This is a genomic window from Haloactinomyces albus, from assembly GCF_031458135.1.
Classification (GTDB): domain Bacteria; phylum Actinomycetota; class Actinomycetes; order Mycobacteriales; family Pseudonocardiaceae; genus Haloactinomyces; species Haloactinomyces albus.
Map to the genome: position 1 here is coordinate 1,200,961 of NZ_JAVDXW010000001.1, position 15,532 is coordinate 1,216,492.

At 67.7% G+C, this 15,532-nt stretch carries 16 protein-coding genes and 1 riboswitch; of the genes, 5 read left to right on the forward strand and 11 right to left on the reverse strand.

Features of this window, described 5'->3' with window-relative positions:
* The first annotated feature begins 10 nt into the window (after positions 1 to 10).
* On the forward strand, positions 11 to 1,630 hold the full coding sequence (locus tag JOF55_RS05555; protein WP_310270533.1) for an MFS transporter: 1,620 nt from the start codon (positions 11 to 13) through the stop codon (positions 1,628 to 1,630).
* A gap of 79 nt (positions 1,631 to 1,709) precedes the next feature.
* Here JOF55_RS05555 and JOF55_RS05560 read toward each other — a convergent pair whose 3' ends face one another.
* From JOF55_RS05560 to JOF55_RS05580, 5 genes are all read right to left on the reverse strand, one after another.
* Positions 1,710 to 2,090: a VOC family protein gene (locus JOF55_RS05560; RefSeq protein ID WP_310270536.1), complete on the reverse strand. Its 381-nt coding sequence runs from the start codon at positions 2,088 to 2,090 to the stop codon at positions 1,710 to 1,712.
* 80 nt (positions 2,091 to 2,170) lie between these two features.
* A complete protein-coding gene (locus tag JOF55_RS05565) occupies positions 2,171 to 2,545 on the reverse strand; it encodes a ribbon-helix-helix protein, CopG family (RefSeq protein WP_310270540.1) in 375 nt (124 codons plus the stop codon).
* Positions 2,546 to 2,761: 216 nt separating this feature from the next.
* A complete protein-coding gene (locus tag JOF55_RS05570; protein WP_310270543.1) occupies positions 2,762 to 2,965 on the reverse strand; it encodes a cold-shock protein in 204 nt (67 codons plus the stop codon).
* Positions 2,966 to 3,310: 345 nt separating this feature from the next.
* Positions 3,311 to 4,885, reverse strand: a complete 1,575-nt coding sequence (locus JOF55_RS05575) for a hypothetical protein (RefSeq protein WP_310270546.1) — start codon at positions 4,883 to 4,885, stop codon at positions 3,311 to 3,313.
* On the reverse strand, positions 4,870 to 5,679 hold the full coding sequence (locus tag JOF55_RS05580) for an ABC transporter ATP-binding protein (RefSeq protein WP_310270549.1): 810 nt from the start codon (positions 5,677 to 5,679) through the stop codon (positions 4,870 to 4,872). Before JOF55_RS05580 ends, JOF55_RS05575 begins: the two co-directional genes overlap by 16 nt.
* A gap of 128 nt (positions 5,680 to 5,807) precedes the next feature.
* On the opposite strand from JOF55_RS05580, the gene JOF55_RS05585 reads away from it, so the two are divergent.
* The 3 genes from JOF55_RS05585 (at position 5,808) to rpsT (ending at position 7,471) form a co-directional block, all read left to right on the forward strand.
* Complete coding sequence (locus JOF55_RS05585) at positions 5,808 to 6,770, forward strand: SPFH domain-containing protein (RefSeq protein WP_310270552.1); 963 nt, start codon at positions 5,808 to 5,810, stop codon at positions 6,768 to 6,770.
* A gap of 8 nt (positions 6,771 to 6,778) precedes the next feature.
* Positions 6,779 to 6,997, forward strand: a complete 219-nt coding sequence (locus JOF55_RS05590) for a type II toxin-antitoxin system antitoxin (RefSeq protein ID WP_310270555.1) — start codon at positions 6,779 to 6,781, stop codon at positions 6,995 to 6,997.
* Between the two features lie 213 nt (positions 6,998 to 7,210).
* Positions 7,211 to 7,471, forward strand: coding sequence for a 30S ribosomal protein S20 (gene rpsT / locus JOF55_RS05595; RefSeq protein WP_310270557.1), 261 nt, complete (start codon positions 7,211 to 7,213; stop codon positions 7,469 to 7,471).
* 86 nt (positions 7,472 to 7,557) lie between these two features.
* Here rpsT and holA read toward each other — a convergent pair whose 3' ends face one another.
* Positions 7,558 to 8,535 (reverse strand): DNA polymerase III subunit delta, encoded by a 978-nt coding sequence (gene holA / locus JOF55_RS05600; protein WP_310270559.1) that lies wholly within the window; start codon positions 8,533 to 8,535, stop codon positions 7,558 to 7,560.
* 106 nt (positions 8,536 to 8,641) lie between these two features.
* Positions 8,642 to 8,773, forward strand: a riboswitch (SAM riboswitch).
* Between the two features lie 14 nt (positions 8,774 to 8,787).
* Between holA and thrC the strand changes: the two genes are divergently transcribed.
* Positions 8,788 to 10,059: a threonine synthase gene (thrC, locus tag JOF55_RS05605; RefSeq protein ID WP_310270562.1), complete on the forward strand. Its 1,272-nt coding sequence runs from the start codon at positions 8,788 to 8,790 to the stop codon at positions 10,057 to 10,059.
* A gap of 65 nt (positions 10,060 to 10,124) precedes the next feature.
* On the opposite strand, the gene JOF55_RS05610 is transcribed toward thrC, so the two are convergent.
* The 5 genes from JOF55_RS05610 to rsfS form a co-directional block, all read right to left on the reverse strand.
* Positions 10,125 to 12,521, reverse strand: coding sequence for a DNA internalization-related competence protein ComEC/Rec2 (locus tag JOF55_RS05610; protein ID WP_310270565.1), 2,397 nt, complete (start codon positions 12,519 to 12,521; stop codon positions 10,125 to 10,127).
* On the reverse strand, positions 12,518 to 13,378 hold the full coding sequence (locus JOF55_RS05615) for a ComEA family DNA-binding protein (RefSeq protein WP_310270568.1): 861 nt from the start codon (positions 13,376 to 13,378) through the stop codon (positions 12,518 to 12,520). Before JOF55_RS05615 ends, JOF55_RS05610 begins: the two co-directional genes overlap by 4 nt.
* A gap of 95 nt (positions 13,379 to 13,473) precedes the next feature.
* Positions 13,474 to 14,334: a DegV family protein gene (locus tag JOF55_RS05620; protein WP_310270571.1), complete on the reverse strand. Its 861-nt coding sequence runs from the start codon at positions 14,332 to 14,334 to the stop codon at positions 13,474 to 13,476.
* Positions 14,335 to 14,423: 89 nt separating this feature from the next.
* Positions 14,424 to 15,038 (reverse strand): histidine phosphatase family protein, encoded by a 615-nt coding sequence (locus JOF55_RS05625; protein WP_310270574.1) that lies wholly within the window; start codon positions 15,036 to 15,038, stop codon positions 14,424 to 14,426.
* Positions 15,035 to 15,472: a ribosome silencing factor gene (rsfS, locus tag JOF55_RS05630; protein WP_310270577.1), complete on the reverse strand. Its 438-nt coding sequence runs from the start codon at positions 15,470 to 15,472 to the stop codon at positions 15,035 to 15,037. Before rsfS ends, JOF55_RS05625 begins: the two co-directional genes overlap by 4 nt.
* Positions 15,473 to 15,532: the final 60 nt, after the last annotated feature.

Consider the following 15,532-nt stretch of genomic DNA (forward strand, 5'->3'; position numbering starts at 1 on the left):
GGGAGTGTTCATGACGGCGAACGACGCGGAGGCCGATGGCGGTCGGCCGGTGCAGGCACGCTTGGGCGAGCCTGCAGGCCGATGGATTCTGACGGCCACGGTGCTCGGTTCGGGGATGGCGGCGCTGGACGCCACCGTGGTCAATATCGCGTTGCCGGTTCTGGGTCGCGAACTGAACGCCGGGCTGGTCGGGTTGCAGTGGGTGATCAACGGATACACGTTGACGCTGGCCGCCCTGATTCTGCTGGGCGGATCCCTCGGGGACCGCTACGGGCGCAAACGCATCTTCCTGGTGGGGACCGTGTGGTTCGCACTCGCCTCCCTGGGATGTGCACTGGCTCCGACCATCGAGATGCTCATCGGCGCCCGTGCTTTGCAGGGCATCGGCGGGGCGCTGCTGACACCGGGGAGTCTGGCGATCATCCAGGCTTCGTTCGTCTCCGAGCACCGCTCCCGAGCCATCGGTGCATGGTCGGGATTGGCGGGAATCGCCGGTGCCGTGGGGCCCTTTCTCGGCGGATGGCTGATCGCAGCGGGCAGTTGGCGGTGGATTTTCCTGCTGAACCTCCCACTGGCCGTACTCGTTCTCGTGGTCACGTCGCGGCACGTGCCGGAAAGTTCCACGCCTGCCACGAGTCACCATCCGGACATTGCCGGTGCAACACTGTGTGCGCTGGGACTGGGCGGCGTGACCTACGCGCTCAGCGTAGGTGGAGAGTCGGGAGTCACCCCGGCCGTGATCGGAGTCGGCCTCGGCGGCGTCGTGGGGCTCATCGCGTTCGTGCTGGTCGAACGGTTCAGCGCACGCCCCATGCTGCCACTGGGCATCTTCGCCTCCCGACGCTTCAGCGCGGTCAACCTGGTCACGCTCGCCGTCTATGCCGCGCTCGGCGGAGTGTTCTTCCTGCTCGTGTTGTATCTGCAGGTGGTGGCCGGTTTTTCACCGCTGCTGGCGGGAGCGGCGCTGTTGCCGGTCACGGTCATCATGTTGGCCCTGTCCTCCCGCGTCGGGGCACTGGCACAGCGGATCGGGCCGCGCCGACCGATGGCCCTGGGTCCGGTGGTCGCCGCCACCGGACTGCTGCTGATGCTGCGCATCGGACCCGACGCCTCGTACCTGACGGAGGTGCTGCCCGCGGTGGCCGTCTTCGGATTCGGGCTCTCGATCACCGTGGCACCGCTGACCAGTACGGCACTGGCCGCCGCGGGGCCGCAACACACCGGGCTCGCATCCGGGGTCAACAACGCCATCGCACGCACCGCCCAGATGTTGGCGGTGGCGGTACTGCCCGTGGCAGCCGGAATCTCCGGTGGCGCCTACACCCGGCCCGCCCTGTTCAGCCGGGGCTTCGACACGGCCATGCTCATCTGTGTGGGTCTGCTCGTACTGGGCGGGGTGTTGTCGGCTCTGAGCATCCCGAACAGCATGCTGGACACGGCGGAACCGGTACCCCGTCCGGCGCCGTCGGAACCTCGGCAGAGCCCGGCCCAGCAGCGTCCTACTGCTCCTCGGGAGTCCGCCCGGCAACGCTCCGCCCAGCAGGGTTCTGCTCACCGGAGCCACTGCGCAGTGGACGGGCCTCCGCTGTACTCCGGGAACGGGGCGCCGGGGGACGAGAAATCCTCCTGAGCAGGCAGCCGCAGGCGGGCATTCACCTCCGAAACCGGCGCACGCGGCTCGCATCCCGTACAACCCCGCCGACTGTTGATCAGTGCTGGCGCACGTCCACGCGCAACGGGTGATCGCCGGGAACTTCCACGAGAGCGATCCGCATCCCGTCCGGATCGGTGATCCAGGCCTCGTCCAATCCCCACGGTTTGCGTTCGGGCTCGGCCAGCACCGCCACACCCCGCTCGCGTAGCTGCTCGAACTCCGCGCGAACATCGCGCACCTGCAGCCACAGCACCTGGTCCGGACTCGGCCCTTGCTCGGCCTCACCGGACAGTTCCAGGAAGCCCTGGCCGAGGAAGAACACCGTTCCGCCGGGGAACTCGCGGTGGATCGCCAGGCCCAGGATGTCCCGGTAGAACTCCAGGGACCGCTGACGATCCTGTGGGCGCAGTATCATCCTGCTGTTCAAGATCTCCATGGTCCCGTTTCTACCCGCCGATCTCCGGGGTCATGCCGAGTCCGACCACTCGCCCCTGGCAACACGGCTACCCGCGGCGATCAACTGGCTCTACGTTCCCCCACAGCGGGCTCGACAAGCGCCTCGGCACTGCGCAACAGATCCGCGACCCGGCGGAGATCCGCCTGGGAAATCGCGGTTTCAGTGCTGGGCCGTGCTGCCGCGAGCAGCGTACGTCGAATCCATTCGGACCTGCTCGTTCCGGCCCTCTCCGCTGCCTCGTCGATCAATCGGGCATCGGCGACCGGAAGCCGGAACGATCTCGTCACCTCGAACGTGGGTGCGAGTTCCACCTCGACGGGTTCGTAGTCACCCTGTTCCCACTCCGCATCGAGTTCGTCCTTGTGCGCATACTGCCACTCGGCAAGCTCGGCGTCGGTCATGTTGGCGAACTCCGGTTCGTTCCGCTCGGTCATCACAACTCCCATGCGCTGATTACACGTGCGGTTCCGGTGTTCTGTTCGTAAACGAAGTTGATTCGGACTCGCCGACCCCCGTCAGTCCGGCCACTGACGACCCAGCACAGCCGTCGGCGGTCGTTCGGGGCATTCGACGGCCCCGACATGAAAACGACCTTCCACCGGCCGGTGGAAGGTCGTTCGGTAGCCGCCGGGCAGGCGGCGATCAGTAGCTCAGAGGACGCGGACGCCGGTGGCCTGGGGGCCCTTGGCGGCCTGGGTCACCTCGAAGGCCACGTACTGGTTCTCCTCGAGGTTGCGGAACCCGGTGCCGTCGATCTCCGAGTAGTGCACGAACACGTCAGCACCGCCGTCGTCCGGAGTGATGAAGCCGAAGCCCTTCTCCGAACTGAACCACTTCACAGTGCCCTGTGCCATCTTCTGTCTCCCAACAGGAACGGGGGTACCGGCGCCCACCCTGGTGTGGGTACGCCGAGGCCTGGCGTTCCAGACGGCGATGCCTCCAGCTTCCTGAAGGGCAGCTACGCGCCCGCAACATCATTCTGCGAGCGTGTCGAACACGAACACAAAAACCGGCCACCCCCCTCAACGAGTGGCTCCGTGGCTTTGTTCCCGATTCGGGGCACGATCTTGGTGCGGATTCGATCAAAGCACCTCACCTGCGCGTTCGACGCCCCGATCTCACTCGCATGGGTGAGAGCGACGACCACAGCAGGCCAGACCCGAGGCCAGGCTCCGGCACGGACGCCGAGCTGCTTTCCCTCACGGCTGCACTACGCCGAGCAGTTCGGGTCCCCAGGTGCGAAGCCGATGGACCGCGATACGGCCACATGCCCATGCCGATACCACTCCCGAGAGCACTCCGACCGGAACCGACGACCACAGCAGCCAGTCGTTGCCCAGCACCGTGCCGGTGATCAGCACGGCGAGCACCGGTATCGCGGCGACCACCAGCAGCACACTCATGGCGAACTGCTTCAACCCGGTCGCGAACCCGGGCTGACCTGCCGCGGTGAAGGGATTACTGCGCTGCTGCGGCACCGGAAAAGGCGTGAACACCGAAAGCAGCACCACCACACCACTGGCGGCACCCAGCACAGCCGCCGTCACGCCGAGCACCCAGGGATATACGCCCGCCTGCCCTGCCACCGCGGGCAGAACCAGGGCGGCCACGGCAACGACCGGAGCCACGAACGCCAGCCACGCCAGCTGTCGCCCCCGCACCTCCGCGTGCTGCACCTCGGGAGCGACCAAGGTATGCCGCAGGGCGGCACCGTCGAGTCCGTACAGATTCCCGCAATTGAGCATGGACAACCAGATCGCGAACAGGGCGGCGAACGGCAGGGCAGCGTTGCCGGGGCCATTGCCGAAGCCGATGAACAGCGGCATCGCCAAGCCCAGCAACAGACCCGGCAACAGGGACACGCGGCGCCGATTATCGCGCCACCACAGCCGGATTTCCTTGATCATCACCGCATTGATCGGCGTGGCGGGCAGAATCCGCTCCAGCCATCCGCCACCGGCCCTCTTCGCGACCGAGCCCGAGCCCGTTGACGGGGTGGTCAGCCGCCTGCGCAACAACTCCGACCACAGCAGTGTCAGCAGTCCGACGACGACGAGCAGCGCAGCCAACAGGCCCATCGCCAGCGGCCACTGCCCTGCCGAGGCGGCTCGGACCGCCCCCGGAGCCCAACCGGACGGTAGCAGGCGAAGTACCTCGCCCAGTGCGGAATCACCTGCGCCGACCAGGACGGGCACGATCGAACCGAGCAGCATCTGCGCCGGAATGATCAGCAGCATCACGCCGGAAGCCAGCAGCACTCCCAGGTCGCGTCCTCGTCGGGAACGCATCGCCGAACCCAGCCAGCCCACCACGACCCGGGACGCCACGATGGCCAGCGCCGCCTGAAGCACGGCGCCCACCCCCGCCACCGCGAGTGGTCCCGCTCCTCGGCTTGCCGCGGGCACGAGCAGACCGGCGAAGGCCAGCAAGGTCATCACGGGAGCGAGCCCGACCGCAGCGGCTGCGATCAGCCCCAGAGCGAGCTTGCGTGGCCCGACGGGCAGCAGAGCGAAATGCTCGGGCTGCAGAGTCTCGTCGCTACCGGCCGCCAGGATCGGTGCGACAAGCCAACCGAGTGTCCACACCAGGAACAGCAGCGACGCTGCGGTAAGTCCGGTTCCGCCTGCCGCCTCGGCTGCCGCGATGGCGCCTGCCGTGATCACGGCGGACACGAGGCCCAGGACGGCACCGGCGGCAAAACCACCGACCCGGGCCGCGCCGCGCAATGAATGGCTCAGCAGTCGTAGCCGCATGCGAATCAGGACGCCAACCACGACAGCCCCTCTCCGCCGCCGGTGCGGCCACCGACGAGATGCACGAAGGCGTCCTCCAGGGAGGTGCCCGCCCGAACCTCATCCAGCGGACCGGAGGCGATGACCCGACCGGAGGCGATGACGGCCACCTGATCGCAGAGCTGTTCGACCAGAGCCATCACGTGGCTGGAGAACACCACGGCGTTGCCCGCGGTGACGAAGCGCTGCAGGATCCTGCGGATCGTTCCGGCCGAGACGGGATCCACCGCTTCGAACGGCTCGTCGAGCACGAGCAGTTTCGGACCGTGCAGCATCGCCGCGGCCAGTCCGATCTTCTTGCGCATCCCCGCCGAGTAGTCCACCACCAGCGTGCGCCCGGCCTCGGTGAGTTCCAGCACGTCGAGCAATTCCTCGGTGCGCTGAGCGACCGTGCCGGAGTCGATGCCGCGCAGCAGGCCGGTATAGGTGAGCAGCTCCCGGCCGGTGAGCCGCTCGGGCATCGCCATGCCGTCCGGCAGCACCCCGACGAGTTCCTTGGCCCGAACCGGGTCCTGCCAGACATCGGCACCGAGGATGTGCGCGCTCCCGCTGTCCGGGCGCAGCAGCCCCACCGCCATCGACAGGGTGGTGGTCTTTCCCGCTCCGTTCGGTCCGACGAGTCCGAAGAACGAACTTCTCGGCACCGAGAGGTGCAAGCGGTCGACGGCGGTCTTGTCCCCGAACCGCTTGCCGAGAGACTCCAGCCTCATCGCCGACGTGTCGTCACTCGCCCCGGAGCCGATCCGGGGCGATGGGGGGTCGAATTCGGTTTCCATTGATTTCCTCCCGGCCATCGCCGCGGAACACCCTGCCAGATCGGGGACACCGCATTGGAGCAGTTCAAAAAATTGATATCACTATGCTATGTTTTCGACATCATTGACAGTCGCTGATCGGAGTCGCCATGAGCACCGTCCGAGCCGGGACACCCGGGAATACCGAGGCAGACGGCAACGTCGCCGACGTGCCGATGACCATGCCCGAGCCCGACGTGCGCGAGCACCGAGCAATGCATTTCCTGGGGATGCCGCTGCTCGGTGTCGGACTCCTCGCGCTGCTCGCCGGGATCGCACTGCTCATCACCGGCGCCACGATCACCGGCGGTATCGTCATCTCGATCGCGGTGGCCGGCGCCCTCGTCATCCTGGTCGGCCTGGTGACACTCGCGGGACTCTTCGCGGTGTCTCCCGGTGAAGCTCGTGTGGTGCAGTTCCTCGGCCGTTACACCGGCACGGTTCGTGCCACCGGTCTGCAGTGGACCAATCCGCTGACCAGCAAGCAGAAGATCTCCACCCGGATCCGCAACCACGAGACGTCGGTCATGAAGGTCAACGACGCCGAGGGCAATCCGATCGAGATCGCAGCAGTGGTGGTCTGGCAGGTGGCCGACACGGCCCAGGCATCGTTCGAGGTCGACAGCTTCGTCGAGTTCGTGGAGACCCAAACCGAGACGGCAGTCCGCCACATCGCCACCAGCTATCCCTACGACAACCAGGGTGCTCACGATCTGTCGCTGCGGGAGAACGCCGACGAGATCACCGGAAAGCTGTCCAGGGAAATCGCCGTACGGGTCCAGTCGGCGGGCGTGCAGATCGTCGAGTCGCGGCTGACACATCTGGCTTACGCTCCCGAGATCGCCCAGGCCATGTTGCAGCGCCAACAGGCGGGCGCCGTGGTCGCGGCACGGCAGCGGCTCGTCGAGGGTGCTGTCGGTATGGTCGATCTGGCGCTGCAGCGACTGGACGAGCACGACGTGGTGGAACTCGACGAGGACCGCAAGGCCGCGATGATCAGTAATCTGCTGGTGGTGCTGTGTGGCGACCGAGCCACACAGCCCGTGGTCAACACCGGCTCGCTGTACCACTGAGGTGGGGTGTGGCTTCCCGGAAGAGCTTCCTTCTTCGTCTGGACCCGGCTGTGCACGACGCACTCGCCCGGTGGGCCGGTGACGAACTCCGCAGCACCAATGCTCAGGTCGAATTCCTCTTGCGCAAAGCGCTCGCCGAGGCGGGCAGGCTCCCCGAGGACGCGGGGAAACCGGCTCGCCGCGGGCGCCCGCGCAAGGACGGCGGCACGGCAGGCGACGCGGACTGATGCCGTGCCCGCAGTCCGTAGGCCCCTCGGACGCTGCTAGGATGGCGCGCCGTGCCGTGCGGCATTCCGCTCGGGAGGAAGGCTGGCTCTCAGTCGGTCCCCGCCAGACCGTGCGTCCTGGCGACCACGCATCGCGGACAGTGACGGACAGCGACCAAGAGGCAGCGCCACGACAGCGCGGCACGGATCCGATCGAGTCGAAAGAGGCGACCAGTGGCCAACATCAAGTCCGCGCGCAAGCGCATCCTCATCAACGAGAAGAACCGTCAGCGCAACAAGTCGGTGAAGTCCGCGGTGAAGACCTCCATCCGCAAGTTCCGCGAGGCCGCTGCCGCCGGCGAGAAGGACAAGGCCATCGAGCTGCAGCGTGCCGCCGCGCGCTCGCTGGACAAGGCGGCCACCAAGGGCGTCATCCACCGCAACCAGGCCGCCAACAAGAAGGCTGCCATGGCCAAGCGCGCCAACCAGCTCTGAGTTCCGAGCACTGTCGAGTTCGAGCACTCGACCTCTCGGGCCCTTCGGAAGCGAGCATCTTCCGAAGGGCCCGTTCCCTGTCCGCATCACCGTGTGCGCAGGTCGATCAGCCGCAATACCGTACGTTCCAGCGCATAGGAAGCATCCGCGGCTTGCCCCTTGACGTCGGCGTTGACGGTGGCGGTCACCTGCATGGCCGCGGCGACTCCCGCCCGGTTCCACCCTCGTGCCTGCCCCAGCGCCTTCCTGGCTTTCCACTCGGGCATGCCCAGCTCACTCGCCAGCCGATACGTGTCGCTGCTGCCCGCAGCGGCGACCCGCCCGAGGGTGCGCACCGATTCGGCAAGCGCATCGGCGATCAGCACGTGCGGAACACCCAGCTGCAAAGCCCACCGCAATGCTTCCAGCGCACCGGCCCGGTCGCCCGTCACCGCCTTCTCCGCGACCACGAAACCGGTGACCTCAGCACGGCCCTGGTGGTAACGGCGCACCGCCTGCTCGTCGACACGACCGTCCGTGTCGGCGACAAGCTGCGACGCCGCCGACGACAGCTCGCGCAGATCCGAGCCCACGGTTTCGATCAGAGCGCTCACCCCGGCCGCGTCGATACGCCCACCAACGCGGCGAACCTCGTCCCGGACGAACGCTTCACGCTCCGCCGGTTTGGTGATCTTGCGGCACTCGGTCACCGTTGCACCGAGTTTGCGCAGCGCATTGGGCAGTTCCTTGGCCTGCTTCGCTCGACCGCCGCCACTGTGCTGGGCGATGAGCACGACACCATCGGCCGGTTGGCGGGCATGAGCGAGGATCGCCTCGGCGATCTCCTTGCCCGCTTCCTGCGCTGCCTCCAGCGCCACGACCTGTGCTTCCGAGAACAGGGAGGGACTGAGCATCTCGTCGAGCTCGGGCGGGGTGAGTTCACTCACCCTGATGCGGCGGAGTTCGACGGCGGGGTCGACCGCCCGCGCCGCATCCACCACAGCCCGCACAGACCGCTCCACCAGCAGTTCTTCCTCACCGAGAACCAGATGCAGCGACTCCGGAGCAGCGGTCGAGGGGCTCATGCAAGTATGGTCGCACGCGTTCGTGACGACGCGAAGGCGTCCCGCATCCTGGATCGTGGTGGCCGGATGGTGGTCGATTGCCGTACCGTGGCAACCACAAACGAAAAGCTCATCCAGAGGGGCAGAGGGAACGGCCCGGAGAAGCCCCGGCAACCAGCGTTGGCCATTCGTGATCACTGCCGCGAGGCCGCCGACGAAAAAGGTGCCAATTCCGACCCGCATGCGGGACAGATGAGGGGAGAGGACCTCGCGATGACCATTGCCGCCGGCACCCAGACCACTGCGGCGAACAAGACCTTCGATCTCGGCCCGGCTGCCGAACTGGTGTCCAAGGAAGAGGGACACCGCCAGCCGCTGGCACCCGAATTCGTCTGCCTCGAGGACTTCTCGCCGCTGGAGGTCGCCTACGACTTCGGGCGGGTCCGTCGCGAGGACATCGAAGCCGGCCCGCGTTCGATCTGGCGCTATAAACACCTTCTTCCGGTGCCCTCCAACGTGGAGGAGCACCCGAACACCGAGCCCGGCTGCACCCGGCTGGTGCGAGCCGACAACCTCGCCAAGGCGCTCGGTGTCAAGCGCATCTGGATCAAGGACGACACCGGCAACCCCACCCACTCGTTCAAGGACCGCGTCGTTGCCGTGGCATTGGCCGCCGCCCGCGAGTTCGGATTCAAGGTTCTGGCCTGTCCGTCCACCGGTAACCTGGCCAACGCCGTGGCCTCGGCCGCAGCCCGCGCCGGTTGGGACTCGGTCGTTCTCGTGCCGTCCTCGCTGGAACGCGCCAAGGTGTTGATGACCGCCGTCTACGACGGCTCGCTGCTCGCCGTCGACGGCAACTACGACGACGTCAACCGGCTGGCAACCGAACTGGCCGGCGAGCACGAGGACTGGGCGTTCGTCAACGTCAATGTCCGGCCCTACTACTCCGAGGGCTCCAAGACTCTGGGCTTCGAGGTGGCCGAACAGCTCGGCTGGCGACTGCCCGAGCAGATCGTCGTCCCGATCGCCTCCGGCTCGCAGCTCACCAAAGTGGACAAGAGCTTCCGGGAACTCGGCGAAGTCGGCCTCGTCGAACCGAGTCCCTACCGCATCTTCGGTGCCCAGGCCTCGGGCTGTTCCCCCGTGTCGAGTGCCTTCAAGGAAGGCACTGACACGGTGCAGCCGGTCCAGCCGGAAACCATCACCCGTTCGCTGGCCATCGGGGCTCCGGCCGACGGCCCGTACGTGCTCGACTCCGTGCGCCGCACCAACGGTTCGGTCGAGGATGTCACCGACGAGGAGGTCGTCGAGGGCATCCGCCTGCTGGCGCGCACCGAGGGCATCTTCGCCGAGACCGCGGGGGGAGTGACGGTGGCCACCACGAAGAAGCTCATCGACACCGGGCAGCTCGACCCGGACTCGGAAACGGTGCTGCTCATCACCGGTGACGGGCTGAAGACGCTCGATGCCGTGCAGGACCACGTCGGCCCGAAGGCCACGGTCGCGCCGAACATCGATGCCGTGGATACCGCCCTCGGCCGCTGAGCCGTGCAGAGGGGCGGAGGTTTGCGAGGAAACGTCCGCCCCATCACCGCAACAACCGGACGCACTCAGGGCTCCGGGCGGAGCGGGTCACCCCTGCTGACCGTCCGGAGGCCGTCCGGGCCTGTCAGTACGGCGATATCGCCCTGCCGATCGGTACGGAGCACCCTGGTGCCCCCACGTTTCAGGGTGCCGACAATCAGCGGGCTCGGATGACCGTAGTCGTTGCCGTGGCCGACGCTGATCAGCGCCAGCCGCGGCTGCACAGCTCGCAGGAAACGCGGGATCGTATACCGGGAGCCGTGATGGGGGACCTTCAACACGTCCGCCCGCAGATCGCGGTCCGATGCCAGCAGCCGGGACTGACTCCGCAACTCGATGTCCCCGGTGAGCAGGATCCGCGTGGTCCGAGTGGTGGCCCGCAGCACCAGGGAGAGATCGTTGGCCCGCTCCTCCGAGGCGGTTCGCGCCAAAGCCTCCGCCGGTGCGAGCACCTCGAGTTGCAACGCGGGCCACCGCAGACGGTGCCCCGCTGACAGCGGCACCAGGGAAGCACCGGCTGCCCGGACTTCGCGGCGAACCTTTTCCATGGCCCAGGCGGGTTCGCGCAGCCCGCCGAGTGCCACCGCTCCCACGGCGCGGCCGTCCAGCACACCCGAGAGACCACCGATGTGGTCGGCGTGCAGGTGGGTCAGCACGACCAGCGGGATTCGTTCGACTCCGAGGCGGCGCAGGCATGCGTCCGTCACCCCCGGCACCGGGCCGGTGTCGACCACCACGGCTTCCCCCGGAACGCCGGTGGCCAGTACCAGGCTGTCGCCCTGCCCCACATCGCAGGCCACCAGGTCCCAACCCGGCGCGGGCCATGCCGGACTGATGATCCGGGGCGGGACAAGTACCACCCCGAGCATCAGCAGCAGCACAGCCAAGCTCCAGCGGACTCTCGTGCTGCGCAACCCGATCAGCAGGACGGCGGCCAGTCCGGCGAGGGCGAGTCCACCGCTCACCCCCGACGGCCATTCGACGGTCGCACCGGGCACCGCCGAGGCATGGTCGGCCACTGCCAGCACCCACTTCAACTCCGGCGCGGCCAGCCACACGCAGAGTTCGGCTCCCCGATCCCACAGCGGCGCGATCACGGTGGCAGCGACCCCGAACACGGTCGCCGGGGCGACCACCGGCCCCACCAGCAGGTTGGCCAATATCGCGACCATGCTGATCTCACCGGACAATGCGGCCACCAGTGGGGCGGTAGCCACGTGCGCGGCGGTCGGAACGGCCAGTGCCTCGGCCATGCCGACCGGAACTCCCCTGGCATGGAGCGCAGCCGACCAACCGGGAGCCAGCACGATCAGCGCCGCCGTCGCCGCAACCGACAACGCGAAGCCCGCACTGGTTGCCAGGCCGGGCGAGAACAGCAACAGCACGATCACACCGGCCGACAGCGCGGGCAGTGCCGATCTGTTCCGCCCGAGAACGAGCGCAAGCAGAGTGATCGTGCCCATCGCCGCAGCACGCAGCACGCTCGGCTCGGTCCCGGCGAGGACGACGAATCCGAGCATCCCCGCACCCGCACCCAGCGCCGAAACGACCGGACCGGCGCGCACCAACCTGAGCAGCAGGAGCACGGCACCGCAGACAATGGCCAGATTCGCCCCCGAAACGGCTGTGAGGTGCGACAGGCCTGCGGTGTCGAACTCGTGCACCACCTCCTGAGGCAATCCGCTGGTGTCGCCCACGACCAGGCCGGACAGCAGGCCCGTCGCCGCAGGGCCGAGCACGGCTGCGGCGGCCTGCCGCAGCCCCCGACGCAGGCTTTCGGCAGTGCGCTGCCATTCCGGCGGCGCGGAGACGGCTTTCGGTGGCGCGTACACCGGAAGCACGGCGACCAGCAGATCCCCGCCGCGCGGCGGAATCAACGCTGCCTCGACGGTCACGCGGTGGCCTGCGATCAGATTTCGCCACTGGTGCGTGGGAACGAGCAGGAGGACGTCACCACCCGCACGCACCCACCGGTCCTCGATCCGTGCGGCACGCAATTCGGCCCGCACCACCGCTCTGGCCTCCGCGCGGGTGCCACCGTAGGAGGCCCCCTGTAGCGGGCTCGGGGCAGCGTGGAGGACCACGCGCACCGTCGCCCGGTCGCCTTGCTCGACCACGGACCTCAGCGGATGCTGCTCGAGTTGGTGCGTGCGCAGCGCGATACCGAAAGCCGACACACCGATGAGCAGCAGTACCACGAGCACTCCGCTCGCCCACCGCGCCGACCTGGCCGTGCACCACACCAGGAGGAGAGCACCGCAGGCCACCACGGTCACGATCGCGGCGGGCACCCAGCCCGAGAACACCCCCGCCAGCGTGACCGCCCATACCGCAGCCGCCCCGGGAGCAAGGCGAAGATCGGCCGCACCACGCGGATGACGTGTCCCGGCCCGATTCGCGGTGCCGAATGCCGCCGCGCTCACACTCGAACGAGGTCCTGCAGTCGCGAGAACCGAACCTCGCCGATGCCGCTTACCTCCCGCAACTGTTCCACCCCGTCGAAGCGGTCGTGCTCACTACGCCACTGCACGATGCGTCCTGCGGTGACCGGCCCGACTCCGGGCAGTTCCTCGAGTTCTTCCCGGCTCGCGGAGTTGAGGTCGATCTTTCGATCGGATGCCGCCGGGCCACTTCCTGCGGTCCCCGCGCTGTCCTGCGCCTCCGGTGGAACCGGCACGCCCACATAGAGTTGCTCTCCGTCGGAGAGCTTGCGGGCGAGGTTGAGCGCCACGACATCGGTCCCGGGAAGCCGGCCACCCGCCGCCTGCAGAGCATCGGCGACACGGTCGCCCGGTTCCACGGTGACCAGTCCGGGCTCGTGCACGCGGCCGACGATGCTGACAACCAGCTTTTCCGGTGTGGCACTGGTGCTCGGTGACGAGGAGGTCGCCACCGGAGTCGGCAGGAGCGGCACCGGTTCGGCGGAGGGGCGCTCGGACCATGTGGTGACACCGACGACGATCGCAACCACCACAGCAGCCAGCGCCAGGCCGACAAACCCGAGTCTTCCGGGGTCCACCCTGGACCGATGCCAGGACTCGGGGAGCCAACGCCGAGCGAACCGCTGTACGACACCGGCACGTGCGAGGGAAGTACTCACCGGTCCGCCCGCAGCCGTCATCGTGTCGGAATCGCACTGCTCGCCTTCGCCACCTCGAGCTCTGTCCATCAGAGTCAGAAGGCGCTGTCTCGCATCCGGTTGCCCGGGGGTTTCCTCGTCCGCGCCGCCTTGGTGAGCAGCCGGCGCGGAGGCAGTGTGCGCTCGGGAGAACTCGGCCATGCCAGCAACGCTAGGGCGGGCCGCTTACCCTGCGAATCCCCACTTTCGTGGCCTGTGGACAACCATGGCCACTGTGGATCGGTTCGGCCCTGTTCTCACGAACTCTCGTGCCAGCCACCGGGCAGAACCACCACGCCGACCGCACCGGGACCGATGTGCGCACCGATCACCGCGCCGACTTCGGAGACCGTGCAGTCCTGACACTCGGGGATTTGCCCACGGAGCCACTCGGCGAGTTGGAAAGCCCGATCCGGCGCTTCCAGGTGATGTATCGCGACCGTGGCCGGACCCGGTTCCGCAGCGCGCACTGCGATCTCCACCAACCGGGCCATCGCCCGCGTGGTCGTGCGCACCTTCTCCAGGGCTTCGATCCTGCCCGAGCGGATGTGCAGCAACGGCTTGATGGCCAGCGCCGTACCGAGGAGCGCGGTGGCAGTGCCGATGCGCCCACCCCGGCGCAGATAATCCAGTGTCTGCACGGAAAACATCGTGTTCGTCCGTTCCGCGACGCGGCCTGCCGTCGCCGCCACCGCCGCCAGGTCCGAGCCGGCTTCCGCGCTCGCACCCGCAGCCAGCACCGAGAATCCCAGACCCATCGCGGTGGATCGGGAGTCCACGATGCGAACCCGGTGGGAATCGACCTCCTGGGCGGCCAGTCGTGCCGCGTCCCATGTTCCGGAAAGCTGCCGGGAAAGGTGCACCGACACGACCCCCTCGGCACCCGCCTCCAGTGCCGACCGGTATGCCCGGGTCAGGTCCTCCACCGTCGCCCCGGAAGTCGTCACCCGATGTTTGTGGGCGAAGGCGGTGGCCAACTCCCGGGGACCGAAATCGCTTTCGGCGATGGCATCGGCCCCGTCCACGCTCACATACAACGGCACCGTGCGCAGCGAGTACCGCTGAGCGAGCCCCTCAGGCAAGTACGCGGTCGAATCGGTGACCACAGCGATGGACACGGGAACGCCTCACAGCTCGCCGTGCGGAGCGGTCCGGCTGCGCCCGACCGGAGGAACATCCGGTCGAGCCGCCGACACAGCCGAGCACCTCACTCGGGAACACCGCCGTTGTAGGTCAACAGACGCCAACCCCGGATATCACGGCCCCGGCGGGTCAACACCGTCCAATGGCAATTACCGATACCGCCCAGCCCCGGCCACAATTCGGTCGGCCACTCCAGCAGGCGCGCGGTCAAGCCCGTGATCAGACCACCATGCGTGCACAGCAGAGCGGTTCCGTCATAGCCGTGATCGAGCTCCTGCACGACCTGGAGGGCACGTTCGGCAACCTCGACCCGGGACTCGCCGCCGGGTGGTGTCCAGGTCGGCTTCGCCCGCCAGGACCCCATCGCTCCCGGCCATCCGTGCTCCACCTCGGCACCACTGAGCCCCTGCCATTCACCGAGGTGTGTCTCCCGCAGGCGCTTGTCGAGACGTGCCACCTGGCCGCTGACCTCCGTGAAGGCGGCAGCGGTCGTGCTCGCCCTGCGCAGATCCGAGCTCAGCACAACGTCGGGCCGGAACTCGGCGACCACGGGAGCCGCACGTTTCGCCTGTTCGTGCCCGATGGAATCGAGCTCGCTGTCCAGGTGCCCCTGGATACGCCCGGTAGCGTTGTATTCGGTTTCACCGTGCCGCCACAGCACGAGTCGTTCCAGCGTCACTCCCGGCTGCCCCGCTCGTCGGATTCCGCCACCACGTCATCGCCGGAACCGGTACCCTCGGCGCCGGAACCGTCGACGTTCTCGTCGAACTCGATGCGCGGGCAATCCTTCCACAACCGTTCCAGCGCATAGAAGGAACGTTCGTCCTCATGCTGGACGTGCACGACCACGTCGACATAGTCGAGCAGAACCCAACGGCCCTCTCGGGTTCCCTCCCGACGGACCGGTTTGGTGCCCGCGGCACGCATTTTCTCCTCGATCTCCTCGACGATCGCCTCGACCTGCCGCTCGTTCGGAGCCGATGCGATCATGAAGCAGTCGGTGATGATCAGCTGCTCGGACACATCCAGCAGAACCAGGTCGTTGGCCTTTTTCTCCGCCGCCGCTCGCGCCGCTACCAGGGCCAGCCTACGGGCGTCTTCAGTGGCTGCCACATCGCTCCTCTCCGGGGTGGGCTTCGGGTACGGCCCATGCCCGGTCAAGGATAGCCAGCC

Excerpts from the sequence above, each read along its gene's own strand:
- JOF55_RS05555 (WP_310270533.1), top strand. The coding sequence starts at position 11 with ATGACGGCGAACGACGCGGAGGCCGATGGCGGTCGGCCGGTGCAGGCA.
- JOF55_RS05560 (WP_310270536.1), bottom strand. The coding sequence starts at position 2,090 with ATGGAGATCTTGAACAGCAGGATGATACTGCGCCCACAGGATCGTCAG.
- JOF55_RS05565 (WP_310270540.1), bottom strand. The coding sequence starts at position 2,545 with ATGACCGAGCGGAACGAACCGGAGTTCGCCAACATGACCGACGCCGAG.
- JOF55_RS05570 (WP_310270543.1), bottom strand. The coding sequence starts at position 2,965 with ATGGCACAGGGCACTGTGAAGTGGTTCAGTTCGGAGAAGGGCTTCGGC.
- JOF55_RS05580 (WP_310270549.1), bottom strand. The coding sequence starts at position 5,679 with ATGGAAACCGAATTCGACCCCCCATCGCCCCGGATCGGCTCCGGGGCG.
- JOF55_RS05585 (WP_310270552.1), top strand. The coding sequence starts at position 5,808 with ATGAGCACCGTCCGAGCCGGGACACCCGGGAATACCGAGGCAGACGGC.
- holA (WP_310270559.1), bottom strand. The coding sequence starts at position 8,535 with ATGAGCCCCTCGACCGCTGCTCCGGAGTCGCTGCATCTGGTTCTCGGT.
- thrC (WP_310270562.1), top strand. The coding sequence starts at position 8,788 with ATGACCATTGCCGCCGGCACCCAGACCACTGCGGCGAACAAGACCTTC.
- JOF55_RS05615 (WP_310270568.1), bottom strand. The coding sequence starts at position 13,378 with ATGGCCGAGTTCTCCCGAGCGCACACTGCCTCCGCGCCGGCTGCTCAC.